This is a genomic window from Amycolatopsis sp. NPDC114505 (assembly GCF_055633615.1).
On the sequence record NZ_JBVKDV010000006.1, the window covers coordinates 436,224 to 454,298 of the forward strand.

At 68.3% G+C, this 18,075-nt stretch carries 10 protein-coding genes and 1 pseudogene; 6 read left to right on the forward strand and 5 right to left on the reverse strand.

Annotated features, from left to right (window positions below):
• Nucleotides 1-3: 3 nt before the first annotated feature.
• Entirely contained in the window at nt 4-2,310 is a 2,307-nt protein-coding gene (locus ACZ7OU_RS48500; RefSeq protein ID WP_470260502.1) for a hypothetical protein, read from the reverse strand.
• Nucleotides 2,307-8,756 (reverse strand): DEAD/DEAH box helicase, encoded by a 6,450-nt coding sequence (locus ACZ7OU_RS48505; RefSeq protein WP_470260503.1) that lies wholly within the window; start codon nt 8,754-8,756, stop codon nt 2,307-2,309. The genes ACZ7OU_RS48500 and ACZ7OU_RS48505 overlap by 4 nt, the downstream gene beginning before the upstream one ends.
• A gap of 561 nt (nt 8,757-9,317) precedes the next feature.
• On the opposite strand from ACZ7OU_RS48505, the pseudogene ACZ7OU_RS48510 reads away from it, so the two are divergent.
• Nucleotides 9,318-9,637, forward strand: a pseudogene (locus ACZ7OU_RS48510) (transposase); the annotation flags it as partial.
• A 116-nt stretch (nt 9,638-9,753) separates the two neighbouring features.
• Here ACZ7OU_RS48510 and ACZ7OU_RS48515 read toward each other — a convergent pair.
• Nucleotides 9,754-10,350 (reverse strand): TetR/AcrR family transcriptional regulator, encoded by a 597-nt coding sequence (locus ACZ7OU_RS48515; protein ID WP_470260504.1) that lies wholly within the window; start codon nt 10,348-10,350, stop codon nt 9,754-9,756.
• Nucleotides 10,351-10,534: 184 nt separating this feature from the next.
• Between ACZ7OU_RS48515 and ACZ7OU_RS48520 the strand changes: the two genes are divergently transcribed.
• The 3 genes from ACZ7OU_RS48520 (at nt 10,535) to ACZ7OU_RS48530 (ending at nt 12,496) form a co-directional block, all read left to right on the forward strand.
• Nucleotides 10,535-11,083, forward strand: a complete 549-nt coding sequence (locus ACZ7OU_RS48520) for a stage II sporulation protein M (RefSeq protein WP_470260505.1) — start codon at nt 10,535-10,537, stop codon at nt 11,081-11,083.
• Nucleotides 11,084-11,085: 2 nt separating this feature from the next.
• Nucleotides 11,086-11,724 (forward strand): hypothetical protein, encoded by a 639-nt coding sequence (locus ACZ7OU_RS48525; RefSeq protein ID WP_470260506.1) that lies wholly within the window; start codon nt 11,086-11,088, stop codon nt 11,722-11,724.
• Nucleotides 11,725-12,043: 319 nt separating this feature from the next.
• Complete coding sequence (locus tag ACZ7OU_RS48530; RefSeq protein WP_470260507.1) at nt 12,044-12,496, forward strand: hypothetical protein; 453 nt, start codon at nt 12,044-12,046, stop codon at nt 12,494-12,496.
• A 127-nt stretch (nt 12,497-12,623) separates the two neighbouring features.
• Here the strand turns inward: ACZ7OU_RS48530 and ACZ7OU_RS48535 are convergent, their stop codons facing one another.
• Nucleotides 12,624-13,160: a hypothetical protein gene (locus tag ACZ7OU_RS48535; RefSeq protein WP_470260508.1), complete on the reverse strand. Its 537-nt coding sequence runs from the start codon at nt 13,158-13,160 to the stop codon at nt 12,624-12,626.
• Nucleotides 13,161-13,205: 45 nt separating this feature from the next.
• On the reverse strand, nt 13,206-13,829 hold the full coding sequence (locus ACZ7OU_RS48540) for an RICIN domain-containing protein (RefSeq protein ID WP_470260509.1): 624 nt from the start codon (nt 13,827-13,829) through the stop codon (nt 13,206-13,208).
• 166 nt (nt 13,830-13,995) lie between these two features.
• Between ACZ7OU_RS48540 and ACZ7OU_RS48545 the strand changes: the two genes are divergently transcribed.
• Together ACZ7OU_RS48545 and ACZ7OU_RS48550 are read left to right on the forward strand one after the other, a co-directional pair.
• Nucleotides 13,996-16,323, forward strand: a complete 2,328-nt coding sequence (locus tag ACZ7OU_RS48545; RefSeq protein WP_470260510.1) for an ATP-binding protein — start codon at nt 13,996-13,998, stop codon at nt 16,321-16,323.
• Nucleotides 16,324-16,689: 366 nt separating this feature from the next.
• Complete coding sequence (locus ACZ7OU_RS48550) at nt 16,690-17,643, forward strand: aminoglycoside phosphotransferase family protein (RefSeq protein ID WP_470260511.1); 954 nt, start codon at nt 16,690-16,692, stop codon at nt 17,641-17,643.
• Nucleotides 17,644-18,075 lie beyond the last annotated feature (432 nt).

An 18,075-nucleotide genomic window follows, 5' to 3' on the forward strand; every position in this document is an offset into this window, starting at 1 on the left:
GACTCAGCTACCGCGCTCGTGCGGACGCACGAACGTCCAGCCATCGGGCAGCTCGGCGGGACCCGTCAGCCCGTGCTGCGCCCGGTATTCCCGGTAGTCGGCACGGGCACGCGGGGTGGCGCTTTTACCTAGGTGGTCGATGCGGCGCAGGAAGCCGGCGACGACGTGTTTGCTGACGAACCGTGTGTCCAGGCGTTGGAACCGGCGTGGCCGGGGCGGGCCAGCGACTACGGCGGGTGTGTAGCAGAGCAACGACACGATCGGCTGTCTGGCGACGGCCGGGAACGTGATTCCCTCGGCAGTACGAGAGCCGGTGTCCTGGGTCAGAGCGCCGCGCTCCAAAAGCTGGGCGACGGCCGTGTCGAGGGCTTGTTCTGTTTGCTCGGTGCTGCTGCCGTATATCTCTTGGGTCAGCTGGTCACGTGCCAGGCGGGCGACGCCGTCGGGATCGAGTAGGCCGAGGCGCCGGACGGCGCGAAGGATGCGCTGCGCAAGGGGGGCGCTGGTGCTGCCAGTCCTGTCGAGGGCGTCTCGGGTGACGATGCGCGGGTCATAACAGTGCTCGATGTCGAGCTCGTCGTCGATGGTGACGGGCATGTCCAGCAGCGTGCTGGTGATCCGCAGCGTGGCGGTGTTGCGTGGCCAGGTGACGGTGAGCAGGATGCCGGGGAAGTAGTCCATCGGCCAGGACACGCCGGTCAGCACCGCCGGTGAGCCGTGCAGGTCGGCGGTGGCCATCTGGGTAGCGTCGGTGACGTCGAGCTGGTAGCCGTCGTGGTTGAGCAGCAGGCGCATGCGTGTGCCGTTGCGCCGGTCGCTGATCAGAACGTGTGCGGCTTGTTGGGGCAACGTGAGCCGTCCGGCGTCGATGTGTGCGGCGCGCAGCGCGACGGTCCAGCTGATCTGCGAGTCGCTGACATCGAGCTCGTCGTCGTACCCATCCTCAGGCTCCGGCTCCAAAGCGGCCGGTTCGGTGGCGGCAGGTGGCAAGGACGGGGCGAGCGTCTCGGCCCAGCCGAAGCCGCGGGGCACGGTCGGGTCGAGCAGCGCATGGGCGCTGCCGGGTGCTTCGGCTCGCCAGAGCCCACCGCCTTGCCAGTAGTCGTCCAGACGTAGGTGCACCTGGTCGAACAGCAGTCCATCCTCGGCATCACCGCGCACGTAGTCGGCGAAGATGAGGTTCGCGTGCAGGACGACGTTGGCGTATCCGGTCCCGTGCATTGGGGTGGCGCTGCCGTCCACGCAGCGCAGCCGTGGCCCGAGCGCTGTGTATGTCACCTGTCGGGCCGTGCCAAGCCGGCGACTCTGGTCAGGAAGTGCGCTGCGCGCGGTGGAGTTCGCCAGGGAAGCGATGTCATCAGCGCCCAGCGCATCGCAACTGCGTAACCGGGTGGACAGGCTGGCTCGGGAGACGGCGTAGGGCTGCCACATGCGGACGGTGTCGAGCTCGTGGAGCGCGGCGGTCACGGTCGCGAACAGCCCGTCGAGCGCTGCCTGGTGCTGTTCGGTTCCGGCATCCTCGGTGAGGAGCAGCGGCAGCGGCGCGACGGCGGCGGTGCTGAACAGTAGGTCGCGGCCAGGGCCAAGCAGGTAGTGCCGGTAGAAGCCGGCGTCGTCGAGCTCGGCGAGTTCGGCGGTGGCGTAGCGGGAGCCGACGAGTAGGTGGCCGAGCTCGTCGAGGCGGCCGCGCCGGGTGAGGCGGGCGATCTGTGCGGCGGTCGGCGCAAGCCCAAACACGTTGAGGTCGAGAACGAGCCGTTCGTGCAAAATTGGCCGGCTGTGCAGGTCGGTCTGCGCTGGGCCGGTGGCGCCCGCGGGGGCGCCGGACAGCCAGGATGGGACGGCGCCGTCTTCACCGAGCTCGGCGTGTGCGCCCTCCTTATAGACGACTTCTGCCCAGATGGGGTCGCCGCCGGACGCCACGTTGATCAGAGCCCCAACGGGCAGCGCGTCGATCGTCTCGCCGAGCGCGACGGTGGGGAAGCTGGCCGGGTCCACAGCGGCGCCGGCATAGCCTGTGGTCAGGTCGTACCCGAAGTAGCAGGCGTTGAAGGCGACGTTGACGTGGACTGGGGTGCTGCGGGCGGCGACGAGCGCGCCGAGGTAGCGGCACAGCACCTGCATCTGGCTGGCCGGAACGCGCTCAGGCCCCAACGTCATCGCCGGGGTCAGCAACGGGTCGTTGGTGTGCGGGCGCCACGGGCGAGCAGCGGCGAGCTGCGCCGATTCGGGTCCGGCCGGTGCGAGCTGCTGCGCGAAAGCGTCCGGGCGGGTGGTGGTGCTGCTGTTAGGCGGGACAGTGGTTGTCACGGAGCCGTCCCAGCGGGGACCGGCGTGACGACGGCCGCGGCGGCGCGGGCGGCTGCTGCAGTGGCCCGGTCGGCGTGCCCGCGCTCGCGCCACATTCCGTGTCCGAGCGGTACGACCCGACCGTCGGTTTCCAGCCGGGCAAAGCTGTCCTCGATCTGGTCAAGCTTCACCATGTGCTGGGCGCCGAAGTAACGCGACACGACGAGGTTACGTCGAAGGCGTACCCGACGTCGACGGATTGGGTGGTAGTAAGAGTCCTCGCCGCGCAGCGCCCGGTACACGTCGCGCGCGTGCACGCCGCGGTAGTCGGCCCAGACCAGCCGGTACACCTGCTCGTCGAGACGCTTCTGTCGGACGCTGCTGTCGGTGCGGGCGCCAGCCAGCCGCGGCTTGGGCATGTTGAGCGCGTCACCAGCGGCGGGTGGCTTCTGCTCGATGGGGATCGTGGTGTCGTTGTCCCAGCAGGCCGAGCATCGGTTCGCGGCGGTGCTGCAGCATCCGTCGGGTAGGGCGTCGACGCCGAAGTAGTCGGCGAACTTGCGGTTGGCGCACCTATTGCGGTCGGTGAAGAAGTCGTGCAGGAGGCGGATCTCCTCGGCAGCGCGCGCAGACTTGCCGGCTAGCGCACCGGCGTACCCGGCAGGCAGCGTCGGGGTGTGCACCGCGATTCCGGTGACGAGCTTGCGACTGGGTGCTGCGGACACGTCGAGCTGGCCTCGGTCGTGCAGATCTGCCAGCAGCTGCCATGTGCTGGGCGGATCGTCGGCGAGGTCGGCATAGCGCTTGACGGTCGCACTCAGGTACCGGTGCACGCTTGGGACGTGCAGCCGGGCCCGGTGTAGGTCGCTGCGTTCGTCGGTGCGGCCCGGCAGCGCCAGGATCGCGTCGACGACGGCTTGCTCGGTCGGGTCGCTGTCCTGGTCGCAGCTGTTGCGCAGCTCGCCAGGCTTTATGGTGCACAGCGGTGGGAAGTCGCCGAGGTCGTCGACGACGCCCAACTCCGACAAGGCGGCGAACGCGCGCATAACGCCGGACGTGTACTGCTCGCTGGTGCGAGACTTGGCGGCGTCGTCCTGACTGAGCCGGCCGGCGTCAACGTCTTCGGCAATGAGCCGGTCGGCGATGGTGCCCGCGTCCAGGACGCCGTTACGGACGGCTAGGACGGCTTTTCCCATCCGCGCGAGCAATGACGCGGGCAGGTCGCTGGTGGTCATAAAACGGGCGGTGCGCAGTCCACGCGGTGTGAGCAAGGCCAGTCCGACGTTCGCCGGCGGCGCGGCTGCCGCTACGGTATCTCCCACACTGCCGGCTCCGGCGACGTCACGGCCGGCTCGTCCGACCTGCTGGTATAGCTGCGACAGGTCAGTGGGGGTACTGACGCAGAACACGGTGCGAATGTCGGGCCGGTTGATGCCGAGCCCGAAGGCACTGGTCGCGACGATGAGCATCGGTGCGAACCCGTCGTCTTCGCGCCGCGGCGCCTCGCGGAACTCGGTCATGACAGCATGCTTTTCGGCCTCGGTGAGCCGGCCGTGGAAGCGCCGGACCCGCACGTTGCCGTCACCCACGTAGTCGCGCAGGTGGGCGTGCAGCGCGACTACGTCTCGCACGGTGAGGCAGTAGAAGATCGCGTGGTCCTCCAGGTGGTCGACGACCTCCTCGGCCAGTCCAGCATTGACGGCCGGCCCGGCGGGGCTGATCGAGCGGCGGAACAGCGCCAGCTCAGGCCGGATCGGGTTTTCCCGGACAGTGACCAGTCCGGTCGGCCCGGCCGCGCTGGCCTCGGCGAGTGCCTCGGAGCTGCTGGCTGTGGGGATGTCGGGGGCAAGGCCGAACACCTGGGTGCGCAGTCCGGCATGGACGGTGCGATTGGCAGTGGCGGTCAGCGCGGTGACGGCTAGCCCGTAGTCGGCAAGCAGCCGGGTCAGAAACTGCGTCGCACGGCGCATAGACGGGCGGAAGTCGTCCCACTGCACGACCGTGTGCGCCTCGTCAATGACGATGCGGCTGATGATGCCGGTTCGAACCGCTTCAGCGACGATCTGCCGGAAGCGCCGCTGTCCCAGGCGCTCGGGACTGGCGTAAATGAGCTTGATGTGGTGTTCAGCGCGGCCGAGTAGCTGATCGGCGATCTCGGTCTTGCCGGCGCGGCTGCTGCTTTCGCGCAGCGGAGCGACCAGGGCCCGAACGGCTCCGCCGATGCTGGCGTTGAGCTCGAGCGCTTGGTCGTGCATGAGGGCCACGAGCGGGCTGATGATCAGGGTGACGCCGGGCAGGACGAGCGCGGGCAGCTGGAAACAGTAACTCTTGCCGAAGCCGGTCGGCAGCAATCCGAGGACGTTGCGGCCCTCGGCAACAGCCGTGATGACAGCCTGCTGGGAGCTCTTGAGCTCGGTGGGAGCGTCGGACAGCTTAAGCAGCCCACCGACCTGGGCACACCGGTCGAGCACCTCGGCGACGAGTGTGCCGCTCGTCTGGTGCTGCGAGACCTCCTGGGCGGTCAGCGCTAGCTCACGGATGCGGCGGGTCTGCGGCAGGACGGTGTGCTCGAGCAGAGCCTGCGGCGTGGACAGCTCGCTGGCGCGCGCCGGGTCGAGCAGGCCGTTGCGGGCGTAGAAGTCCCAGATCCGTGCCCAGGCGTCGGCCATCGACATGACGTTGCCGCCGGTGCGCTCGCCGGTCACCGGGTCGGGGCGCAGCAGGTCGGCATCGAGGCTGCCCAGAAACGTCTCGCGGTAGGCACGTCGCAGAACAGTGTGTCCGGCGAGCTTGCGGTCGCTGATGATGATGACGCCGCGGTGCTGCTCGGAGCGGATGAGTCGACCGACGGCCTGCCGCAGCTGTAGCGCGGCCAGCGGCAGATAGTACGTCTCAGTGGCGACCGCGTCGGGGTCCTCGGCGTGGGCGGCGTCGGCGCGAGCGACCACGGCGGCGCGGCGCGCTTCGATCACGGGAGCCGCGAACGGTGCGAACGGCAGCTTGTTGATCCAGACGAGGCGCAGCCTATTGGAGTCGGCGATGTCGACGCCTTGCCACAGGCCCTTGGTGCCGACCAAAATGCCGCCGCCGTCGGTGTGGCTGTCGAACTGTCGGACGGCGCGGGGGTTGCCGAGCAGGACGGCACTGTGCACCGGGGTGGTGTCGCCGCAGCGTCGCAGGCCCTCGGCCAGGTGCTGGCTGATGCCGGCGGCGGTGCTCTTGGCGGTCGTGAGGACCATCGCGCCGCTGTCGTAGCCGCCGCGGGTGTTGTAGTCCTGGGGTTCGTCAGCCTCGTCCAGGACCGGCTGGATCATCTCTCGGGTGTAGCCGGTGAGCTGGTGGGCAACAGTGCGCATGGCGCCGTCGCTCTGCTCGGCCCACGAGGGGAAGTCGGCCAGGCAGACGAGCTCGGCCTGTTTCTTCATGTCGAACGGTGTCGGCAGGTGCAGGGTCGGGACGGTGCTGCGCAACCCAAGCCGGGTTCGAATGAAGGTCCACTGCGCAGCGACGCGCAGCGTGGCGGACACATAGTAGGTACGGTCGAAGGTGGCCAGGAACTGCTGCCAGGTGCCGTCGGCGGGCAGCTCGATCGGGCTGGTGCTGATGCGGAAGCGATAGCGGCGCAGCTCGGCGCTCAGCGCTTCGACCTCCTCGGCGTAGACGGCCTGGTTGGTGGTGCCGGGCGGCAACGCACCCAGCGCCGGTGTCGCCCTCTCGCCGATCAGGCCGTGATCGGTCAGGTCGCCGTCGACCCTGCCGATGGGGCCTTCGGCTGCGGCGGGATCGAGGTCGTCAAAATCGGGTTCGCCATCGGGGTCGGTCGCGTCGAGTGGCAGCGTCTCGTCCGTGTCGCCGTCCTGATCATCTGTGGCGGCGTCGATTGCGGTGCCTCTTTCGGTGCCGCCGTCGCCGGTGTCGTCCGTGCTGGGGTTGCCACCGGGCGTGCTGCTTTGGACGGTGTCGGGGGTGCCAGTGGCGGGTAGGCCGAGGGCGGCGTTGGTGTCGCCGACGATCCTTTGAGCGGTCGCGCTGATCTCGGCCGCGCCAACGACAAGGGAATTGAGCCGTTCGAGGTCGTAGAAGCTCAAGGTGGCGGCGTGCGCGCCGCGGTAGGCCGACAGGGTGCCGACGAGCACTTCGCAAATGCCAGACAGGCGCAGCAACAGGCCCATCAGGTAGCGGACCTGTCCGGTGCCGCTGGCGCCGCTGTATGGGCTGGCCAAGGTGACGGTGCGTGAGCCGACGAGAGTGCCGACGCCGGTGCCGCGCGCATCGAACGCCTGCCCTGCGACTTTGGGCAGCGTCTCGTGGTCGAGTAGCAGGCCGAGGTTGCGCACTCCTTCTACGGCCTGGTCGCGTTCGACGCCGGACCGAGCGTCGCGGGTCCAGCTGTCGAGCTCGCTGTACAGATCTTCCACTAGGCGGTAGTCCAGTGTGGTGGTCAAGGCGCTGGTGGCGCTGTCTTCGAGCTGGTGGGCCTCGTCGAGGATGAGCAGGGTGTTCGAGCCAAGGTCGGACAGCTCGTCGAGGTGGGCGAGCAGCAACGCGTGGTTAGCCAGGATGAGCCGATGGCCGAGCAATGCCTCCTTGACGCCGTCGGTGTGGACGGCCAGCGGTGTGAGGGCAGCCGCGTCGTACTCGCCAGTGGTGGCCTGGGACAGCGACTCGAGCCAGATGCTGACGGTGTTGTTGCTGTAGTCGGTGAAGAACAGTGGCACGTCAACAGCGTCAACCGAGTGGGCGGTCCAGGACTGCTCGACGGTAGTGGAAGCGATCAAGCGCAGCATCAGGTAGGCGAGCAGCTCGCGGAAGATGACGCGCTCGAGAAAGCGGTTGCGACCGGTGCTGCGGCTACGCCGTGGGGCGGTCGGCGTGGCGAGCAGCGCGGTTGCGTCAGCTAGCGACAGCGTCAGCGCGCGCAGCGACAGCCGGTTGGCTTTGCCTTTGACGACATCGGAGGCGTTGAGCAGCCCTGGGATTGCCGCTTCGAGGCGCGCCACGTCGGCGGCCAGCTGCGCCTGCAGCTGCTTGGTAGCGGTGGTGATGATCGCGGTGCGATCGGGGGCGCCAGTGAGCCAGTCCAAGGCGACGGCGAGCACGGCGAAGCTCTTACCGGTGCCGGTGGGCGCTTCGACCAGGCCGGAGCTGGCCTCGTCGACCCAGCTGTGCATCTGCTGGGTCATCTGCGTCTGCGGCTCGCGCAGTGCGGCGCCGGGGCGGACAGCGCGGGCAAGGGCGGTGACGTCGACCTTGCCGTCGGTTCCGCGCAGGCTCGCGCTGACGCTGACCGCCGAGCGTCCGACCGGTCCGGTGGGGCTCCGCCGCGGGGCGTGCCCGGCCAGACCGGAGTTCAGGACGCCGGCGACCTCTGCGGTGGTGTGGACGCGCTCGTCGCCGAGCAGCTCATTCTGCGGCGCGCCGGCGTGCCTGGCGGCAAGCGAGCGCACGAGCATCCAGGCGGGGGAGTCGGCAGTCAGGCTGGCGAGCAGGTCTTGAACGTCGGAGGGCATCGCGGCGAATGTCTGTGCGCATCGCTGTAGGACGCGGGCGAGCAGCTCGCTGTCGTCGACAGCGTCGTGCCAGCCCAGCCCTGCGCGGTCGATGCCGAGGTCGTCAGCTAGCGGCGCGAGCGCGTGCCGGGTGGCGGTCGGATAGAGCGCGAGGGTGAGGTAGAAGGCGTCGACGTAGGTGCCCCGCAGGTCCGGCATGTCCTCACGGGCGGCAGTGGCGCTCAGCAGCGGGAAGTCGGCTTGAGTGCCGTTGTAGGTGACGATCAGATCGGCGCCTTCGGTATAGGCGTAAAAGTCCTCTAGCGCCTGCCTTGGGCTGACGGCCGCTGCGGCGTGCGCCTCGCGAACGCGCTTGGAGCGGATGGTCCAGGTGTCGTCGGGCAGTTCGACGTAGGAGCTGAACCGCGGCTGCTCCGCAACCCAGGCGCTGTCGTTACTGAGCCGGACGGCGCCAATCTGGTATATCCGCTTGTCGGTGTACGGGTCGCTGGTGATGGTGTGGACGACGGACTCGAGGTCGACTAGGACGGCGCGCACGGCGGCGCCGAGCGCTTCCGCGGCCGCCGGGGGGTTTGCGAGCGGCTGCTCGGCCGGACCGTCGGGCGCGCGCAGGGGCGTGGTCCTTGCTGCTGAGGCGGTGACGGCCGGACCGGAGATGGTGACGCCGGTGGTGGCGTCGGCAGTTGGATCGTGAGTGGGTGAACTGTCGACCTGGGCGGTCGCGCCACCAGGAGCGCTGATGCGTCCGGAGCTGTCGCGGTGGAGAAGATCGGCAGCCACGGCCTCGTCGAGTAGTGCGACCAAGCGCCCGCGGCGTTGGCCAACAAAACGGCGCATGACCGCCGTGAGCAGCTCGTCGAGGCTGGCCGTAGGGTGGGCGCGCAGGTACTCGAGGGCGAGAGTGGCGAGCCGCCGGGCGTGCGGGGATGCCGCATTGTGTCCGGCGTCGTTGGCCAACTTTGACTCCTACGTGTCGTACGGTGTGCCCCGCGTGATCGTGTGCTTCTGGTCATGGGTATCGGGCGCTGATAAACCCGGAGAACAGACGACGCCGACGCCGAATATGAACATCGGTTCGTTGTCCCTGAGCACTGCTGGCGCCAGTGCAAATGCGATTGCCGCTGTCGTAGGCCGTCGGCATTTCTTTGCGCCGCCGTTCGGACACGGTGGCCGACAGCAGGAGGCCGGGCTCGCGTTCCCGATTTCATGCATGCTTGCCAATCAACAGGCGAGAACGCGGAAACCGGCTACCCCGTCGGCCAGCTCGTGAGCAACTCGAGCTGTGACCTTGGCAGAGACCCGCTGATCGACGAGGAGGGCGACAGTCGATTGGGCGTTGCCCAGGTGCTGAAAAGGCGGAACCCAGCCGGTGAAAACTCTGTCTCGTTGCGTGTGGACTTTACCCAGACGGACGTGTCGACGTTCTCGGCGAGTCTCAATGATCTTGCCTCCTCCCTGTTGCAGGCACAGTCAGCTTTCGGTGGGCGTATGTTTCACTTCCGGCCGAAGTTACCCCGAATGGAGCAGCTGGCTCGGTTGAGGGTTGCCCCGCTGGGGGTGAACCGATACGGCGGGTATAGAGGTCGGGCTGTGGGCCAACCTCGCCTGCGCGAGTACGACCATGGCGAAGGCGTTAGCGTTCAGGCCCGGCCGGGGCGGCTGCTGCGTTGGGCGGACTGGGACATCGACGGCGTCCGCGACGACGTGCGGGACTGTGTGACCGAGCATCTCGGCGAGCTGGGCGGGGTGCTGATCGTGGACGACCCCCCGGTTCCCGAAGAAAAGGCACGCGCTCGGCCGGGGTGCAGCGGCAGTACTCCGGCACCGCCGGCCGGATGTCGGGCCTTGGTGCTGACTACCTGTGCCATCGGCGTCGGTGGGGGCCAGCGGGGAACGGCAGGAGCCCAGCGGGCTGGATCTGCCGCCATCGCGTCGAATTGGTCGTGCCCTGTCGTCAGGAGCGCTGGTCGAGGACGTGGTCGACGGCCTCCCGCAGGATCTCTGTCTCGGTGGTCAGGATCGATTCGCCCGAGGGGAGGGCCCGCGCGATCGAGAGTCCGTTGAGGATGGTAACGAGGTATCGAGCCCGCCGGGCGTTGTCTCCCGCGGTGAGGGCGCCCTCGTCGTTGAGGACGGTCAGCCAGTACTCGACGCGGCGGTGCGCTTCCTGGTCGATGGCGAAGTACGCGGCGCGGTTTTCCTCAGTCGGTTCGGACTCGATGTAGGTCTTGAAGATCTCACTCCAGCCCGCTCGCGCCTGTTCACCCACTCCTGCGGCCGCGAGCACTTGGCGGAGGCAGCCGAGTAGTCGTTCCGAGGCCGGTGCGGACCGGTCGTGGATCAGGTCTCCGGGGATGATCGCGTCGTAGATGCCGGCGAGGACGGTGTCCTGCAGGATCCGCTGCGTCGGGAAGTGGTACCTGAGGGAGCCGGTGCTCACCCCGGCCCGCGCCGCGACCGCCCGGACGCTGAGCTTCGCCGCCGGATTCTCCGCGAACATCGCCAGTGCCGCCTGGATGATCCTGTCCCGGCTGCCGGTCTCCTGCGTCATGGCCCCACCTCCTATCGCACACCGTACTAGCACGCTGTGCTACAGTCGCGGCCGACCATTTCTAACACAGTGTGTTAGTGCTTCTACCTCGACAAACGAAGTGGACGTGACATCCATGGACCACCTCCGAAGGCCGTTTCAAATCATCCGCGCCGACCGCCGCGCGTACCTTCTCGTCAACCTATTGGTCAATGGAGTGTTCCTGCTCGGCATGGCGCTGGGTGTGCTCTTCCCGGACCTGCACGCCGCGCGAACCGCGTCGTTCGCCGACGGTGCGCAGGGGGCGCTCGTCGACGCGGTCGTCGGCAACGGCTGGCTGTTCGCCGTGGTCATCTTCCTGGTCAACGTGTTTCCGACCGCGTTGCTGTTGATCACCCTGCCGTCGCTCGTGGTCCCCTTCGCGGGGCTCGCGGTCTTCGCGGTCAAGGCGATCGACCTGGGCATCACACTCGCTCCAGTCGACCGGACGAGCAGGCTCACCTTGATACCGCATTCGCTGACGCTGCTCATCGAGTTCCAGGCTTACGTGCTCGTGATGTTCGGCGCGTACCTCCTCGGCCGGTCCTGGCTCCGCCCGGCGACGGTCGAGGTGACCACGCACCGGCAGGGATATCGGCGAGGCCTGCACCTGCTCGCCCCGCTCTGGCTGCCGGCACTCGCGCTGTTCGTCATCGGCGCGGCGTACGAGGCCCTCGAGATCTACTTCCTCGTACCTCGCGTGCTGGGAGTCTGACCATGGGGGAGTGGCGCCGACGTCGCGCGGCCAAGCGGGTCAAGCCCGGCACCGGACGGGAACTGCGGCCGTTCCGCTGGTGGCAGCCCTTCGCGCGCTCGCTGTACTCGATCGACCTCGGTCGGCAGTTGTACACCGTCGACGTCCGCCATAGCCGTCGATTCTTCTCCGAAGACGGCAGGGGCACGGCCGACCTCTACCTCGACGGACGGCATCACGCCGAATCCAAGCTTCCCGCGGCCTTTCCTGTTCCGGGCGGCACGATCGAAGTCGCCGATTCGCCGTTCGGGCTGAAGCGCTGCCACTACGTCACCGACGAAGGGGAAGAATGCCAGCTGGTCCCGGATCGCACCTCGGCCGAAGGGCGGCGGGCGCACTTCGCCCGCAGTCATCCCGTGGCGAGCCGAGTCATCGGTGTCACGTCGGTCGCGCTGCTGGTGGTTTCGGTGCTGCTGCTCATCCCGCAGCTCATCGAGGTCGCTTTCAAGATTCCGCCGGTCGCGGAGCGCTTCGGGACCTTCGTCTCACCCGTCGCGCTTCCGGTGTGGCTCAACACTTCGCTCACCGTCGGCACAGTGCTGGCCAGCATGGAGCGCGCACTCCGGCTGCGACACAGCTGGTTCCTAGACCGAGTGGGATGACTGCGCTTCGGCGTCACAACGCGTCACAGGTGGGACGTGGCGGGGTCAGCCCGGCGCGGCCGGCCCACCCGCCGAGCTGTCCGTGCAACAAGGCCAGCTGCGTGGGCGCAGCCGGGATGGAAATGCACTCCAGATCCTTGACCGTGGTGTGCTGCAGAATGCATTGGGACGCTGACCGCATGCGGGATTGTTCAAGTCGGCGGGGCGCGACGCGGAGGACCTCGGGTAACCGCCAGACCGTGAATAGTTACTAGAGGTAGTCGCTACGATCCGCCATCGAGGTCGGCCGTCGGCAGGTGGGCTGGGACATGATGGGTGGGTGAGCTTCTCCGAGTCCGGGCGGATGGGGCTTCCTGCCGCGTCGTCAGCGAGCGTCTCTGTGTCGAGCAGACGCGTCGATGGCGCGCTGGTGCTGTCCATCGGCGGGGAGATCGATCTGGCGGGTGCGCGAGGCTTCCATCGTGGCCGACCTGCGCTGCGCCACGGGACAGTTCCCCGGAAACGGCCGCCTGGATGGCCTGGTCCGGAACCTTACGACGGGAAGCCGCGCTTCGCCGAACTGTCGGCTTCCGGCGTGATCGGCGCCGACCGGGAAGAGCGCAAGATCGTCCACCATCCCGCGACCAGACCGTTCGCTGTGGACTGCGACGTCCTGACCGACGGTGACGCCGAACACAAGAACGTCGTTCTCGCCGCGGCTCCCGGGCACCGAGGACGAAACCAGGTTCCGGCTGGCTGTGGTGTCGGGTATTTCCTCCTCGTCCACGGCTGAGCGAAGCAGCCCGGTGCTGTGGTCACCGACGAAGGTGGTCACTTGATGGGTAGACGGCAGGTCGCCTTGGTCACAACGCCCGCGCCGCGATCGGGCTGCCCCACGAGGAGCAGCCCGATCAGACGACCTACGGGTAGATGTACCCGGCGAGCAGGTAGTTCGAGGAGCTGAGATCGATGGCCAAGCTCCAGACCTCGCCGGACGGCGCGGTCACCGAGTCGAGGCGCTTGTAGCTGTCACCCTGTCTGATCACGCCGTAGCCGCAGCTCGGCATCGGGCAGCTGTGCGCCCAGTACTCGATCCGCGCCGGGTTCCCGAGGTAGTTGCCGCACCGGGTACTCGATTCCGGGTTGTCCAGTGCGTCGGTGGAAACGTAGCCCGCGATGGTGATGGATCGGTTCCACGGGCTCGGGGCGACGATGAGGTTCCACAGGATACCTTCGTTGTTCGCCGCGCAGTAGGTGAAGACGTACTGGCCAGCCTCGATCTCATGGTACCCGCAGTGCATCGCTGCGCACTGGTGCACCCAGGCGATCTTGGTCGTCTTGGCGGGGCTGCTGACCAAGGCCGACGAGCTGTTCGCTGCATTCGCAGCCGGCGCGGACAGCATGCCGGCCCCGAAAACGAGCGCGGCGAGGGTGAATAGGAATCTCCGTTTGCGCATACCGATGTTCCTTTCCGTTCGATTTCTCAGGAGGGCACCACCTCGCTACGGCGCCTGCACCAGCTCGAAGTGCCAGTGCTGGTTCGAGCCACCGAGGTCCCGCCACAGCTGAACCTTGACGCCGTTCTGGTCGATGAAGTTCGCGTCGGCGTCCAGGATGCGGTTTCCGCCGCGGGCGTCGGCGGTGGCGAAGCGGCAGTATGCGCCGCAGTCCTTCCGCCATATCTGGTTCCACACGTTGAGTTCTTCCCACAGTTGGACCTTGGTGCCATCCCGGTCGAGGGTGATCGAGTCGGCGTCCAGCCACTGGCCACTGGCAACGTTCTGGAAGGCCTCGTACACGTTGTCGGTGGACTCGAGCACGTACCACAGCTGGTTCGTGTCGGAATTGTTGCCGCAATTCCACAGCTGTACCTTGGTGCCGTTGCTGCCGAGAGTGCCTTCGTCGGCGTCGAGGCATTTTCCGTTAGCGCTGTTGTGAATGCGGAACATCCCGTCGTATTTCCAGACGATACTCGCGGTGGCGGCTTCGCCCGCCGGCCGGACGTGCGCGGCCTGGGCCACCGCGCCCGTGCGGGCGCTTGCGTCGGCGTGCGTGCCGGTACCCCCTGCGGCCAGCGCGCACAACACCGCTCCGGCGACCGCCGTCACGCGATTGCTTCCGAACATCTCCGATCCCCTCTCTCGTCTCGTGCTCCCGCGTCAGCACGCGGAATCGCGCGTCCATGATGTTGTCCGGTCATTCACCGAAGCCAGGTCATCGACCGGTCATCTGTGACCGGTTGTGCGCTACCGTCGAGGGGAGGGAGCGCGTGGATCCGTCGAGGGGACGAGGATGGGGCACGACACTGGCTCGGTGGTGCGGCGCCTGCGATTGCGGGCCGGCTTTACACAGGAGGGGCTGGCGGAACGGTCTGGCGTGTCGGTCCGGACCATTCGGCGGATCGAAACCGGGAATCGGCGTAATCCGCAGCTCGCCTCGCTGGTGCAGTTGGCGGAGGCGCTCGGGCTTTCGACGGACGACCGTGACGACCTGCTGACGACGCTGGGTGCGGCGGCGCCGCTGGTGCCCCGGCAACTGCCTTCCGCGCCACGCGGGTTCGCCGGGCGGGCCGGTGAACTGGCCGCCCTCGAACGGCTCGCGGACACCGGTGCCGGGCGGAGTGGCTCGATCACCGTGATCGGGGGTGCCGGCGGCATCGGCAAGACCTGGCTGGCGCTGCGATGGGCGCACGATCATCTGGACCGATTCCCGGACGGGCAGCTATTCGTCGATCTGCGGGGCTTCAGCCCGGACAGCGATCCGGTCGACCCCACAGCCGCGGTACGCAGGTTCCTCGCCGCGCTCGGGGTGGCCCCCGCGGAGGCGACCGGGGACCTGGACGAGCTCGCCGCGCTGTACCGCAGCTGGGTTTCGGGCAGGCGGCTGCTGATCGTGCTGGACAACGCGGCCGATGCCGGCCAGGTGACGCCGCTGCTGCCGGGGACGGTCGGGTGCACCGTGCTGATCACGAGCAGGCTGGTGCCGAGCGCGTTGTTGCACCGTCACGGCGCCCGCCACGTGCGGCTGGGAATCTTGGCCGAGGACGAGGCCCACGCCCTGCTTGCACACAGGCTCGGTCAGGAACGGCTGGCGGCCGAGCCGGAAGCGACCACTGCGCTGATACGTTCGTGCGGGCACTACCCGCTGGCCTTATCGGTGGTGGCCAGCCGCGCGCAGCTCAACGCCGAGATCGGCGTCGGCGAGTTCGTCGGCGAACTCGCCGACGCCGGCCTGGACGCGCTGGGCGACACCGACCCCACGGCCAGCCTGCCCGACGTGCTTTCCTGGTCCCTGCGCTCCCTGACGGCCGAGCAGCGCCGCGTGTTCGCGCTACTGGGCATCGCTCCCGGCGCCGACATCACCCTTCGCGCCGTCGCCCATCTCGTCGACCGCCCACGAGCCCAAGCGCGGAAAACCCTGCGGCAGCTGGAAGACGCGTCGCTGCTCACCCGCCACGCACACGAACGCTACCTGCTGCACGATCTCGTTCGCGGCTACGCCGCCGACACCGCCTCCCGCGAGCTCCCACCGGAGGCCCGGGAGGCGGCTTTGCGGTGCGCCCTCGGCTTCTACCTCCACACCGCCCACGCCGCGGGACGTTTGCTTGAGCCGAATCTCCCGCTCCTGCAACGAGATCTGCCCGACGCCGCCGTCGAGCCCTGTCCCCTGCCGGACGCGGTCGCGGCGATGGACTGGCTGAACGCCGAACACCGCAACGTCATGGCCGCCCAGCACACCGCCGCCACCCTGGGTTGGCCCGACATGGTGTGGCCGCTGGCGGCGGCCCTGAGCACCTTCCACCTGCGCGCGGGAGGCCACCAGCATGAACTCACCACATGGCGGGCCGCGCTGGAGGCCGCCATGCAGCTCGGCGATCCGGCCATCCGCACCGGCGTGCACTGGCACCTCGGGCGCGTACACAACCTGCTGAACCGGCACGACGAGGCGGTCCACCACTTCCACGCCGCCCTCGCCTTGGCCGAGGAACACGGCGACCGCACCAGCCAAGGCCACGTTCACTTGCAGCTGAGCCGGGAATGGAACGGCTGGGGAGACAGCCGGCGCGGCCTGGACCACGCCACCAAGGCGCTGGCGCTCTTCCGCGCCATCGGGCCGCCGCTGCTGGAAGCGAGCGCCCACGTCGTGGCCTGCTGGTGCCACCTGCTGCTCGAGGACTACGACACCGCCGGCACGCACTGCCGGCAAGCACTGCGCTTGATCGAGAACGTCCATCCCGAGCTCGAAGGCGTTGCCCAAGACCGCCTCGGGTACATCGCCCACCACACCGGCCGGCCCGGGCGGGCCATCGAGCACTACCAGCGAGCCCTCGCCCTGTTCCACGGTCTCGGCCATAGTTACGAGATCGCCAACACCCTCGAGAACCTCGGCCACCCCCACTCAGCGCTCGGCCGGCACGACGACGCCCGTTCCGCGTGGCGGCAAGCGCTGCTGCTCTACCGAGGCCAGCACCGCACCGCGGACGCCGAGCGCGTCCAGCGGCACCTCGACGCACTTCAGCGCTCCTTGGGAGAGCCCACAGCCCAGCCGTCGGCACTCGCCACCGGCACGGTGCTCCCGGCCGACGGGCAATCCCGCGATCGCTGCTACTGGCGTTGCTGATCGGAGGACTCGAGCTAGTCGTAGCAGCCTCGACCATCCACTGTGGAGTATCGCCGAGGGTGATCCGGAGCAGCAGCGCGATATCGCCGTCCGCCATAGTTTCGCCCTCCAGGACCACCTGGATGCGGGCCAGTGCGTGCTCGCCGCGGCGGGTAGACCATCCAGGGGCCGGCCGAGCCGATGACCCTGCGGGGCAGTCCCCGGCGATGGCGGGTAGCCGAGTTCGCCGCGCCTGACCTTCGACGCGTCGATCATCGAGACCAACGATCTCGTGTGCCGAGCCCGCGGCCCGGCATACGAGATCCGCGCGGCGCTCGTGTAATCGAGGTCGCTCGATATCAGGCGCGACACGGGGGTGTGATCACGGTGCACGAGCTGTCCGAGGAGGTCCAGCGCTGGGTGAGCGACGCGGTGGGAGGCACCCAAGCGGCCACAACGACCGGCCTGCGACAGGGAGCCAATCCGTGGTTGTTGACGTTCGAATCGGGCGGCCGCGTCGAGGCGGCCGTGCAGCGACTCGGGGACCCTACTGATCCCGACCGTTGCCAGCGGTTTGCCACCGAGGTCGCGGCACTGCGCGTTGCAGGCGACCACCGGCTGCCCGTGGCCCGCCTGATCGCCACAGATCCCGACGGTTCCGCATCAGGCGTCTTGGCGGTGCTGACCACCGTCCTGCCCGGGCACAGCCGGATCCCGTCGGTCGCCTCCACCGAGGGGCTGCGGGGCCTGGGGGCCACCGCCGCCGCTCTGCAGGCGGTTCCGTTGGTGCCCCGTGCTGCTCTGCCGCTGCGGACCCGCTCGATCGCGGACGTCGACTTCGCGGCCCAACGCCGGGAGAAAAGCACCACCGCGTTGCTGACCGCTGCGGAAGTATGCCTGGAACAGCTTCCCGCGCCGGGCGGTCCGACGGTCTTCGTGCATGGTGACCTGTGGTTCGGGAACACCCTCTGGGCCGGTGACCACTGCACCGGCCTGGTCGATTGGGACTGCGCCGGGGCCGGATCGCCGGGAATCGACCTCGGCGGTGCGCGCTTCGACGCGGCCCTGATGTTTGGAATACCCGCCGCCGAGCAGGTGCTGGAGGGCTGGCAGTGGGCCGCCGGCCGACAAGCCGAGCGGTTCGCCTACTGGGACGTCGTCGCGGAGTTGGGCACCCTGGCCGACATGGCGTTCTGCGTTCCGGCGCTCCACGACCAGGGCCGACCCGACCTCGACGCCGACATTCTCGGGCAACGCCGAGACGCGTTCCTCGCAACGCACTGGGCGGGCTCGACGTCGACGATCAGTAGCCGGCGGTCGGGGGTCGACACCGGTGCCTGATGAGGCAAGCATCCTCAGGGGAGAGCCGCGTCTGTCGTACTTCGCCGAGTACGGCACGGGTGTCAATCTTGTCGTGGGACCGCCCCACGCGAGCCCGTACGTACCCGATGTGCTGAAGCTCGTCGGCGACGGAACCCTGGAACCGGGAGCCGCCACGTCCGGGCGGTGAAAAGTCCAGGGGATGTTGCGAGTGTCATGCCGAGTACCTCCGGCATTCGGTATAGCAGAACGAGGTCACGCCGGCTGGCAGCCTAACAACTTCGGTAACCTCTGTGACCACTTCGCTCGTGACACGAAAGCATGTTTCTCTGTGCCTCAATTTCCACCGGCAGTGGATATCGAATCATGGGAGAGAGCGTGTATCGGGAGAGCGACGGCCATCTGGGGGCTGTACTCTGCTACAGAGCGTTGCATCGGTCGATAGCGTGACAA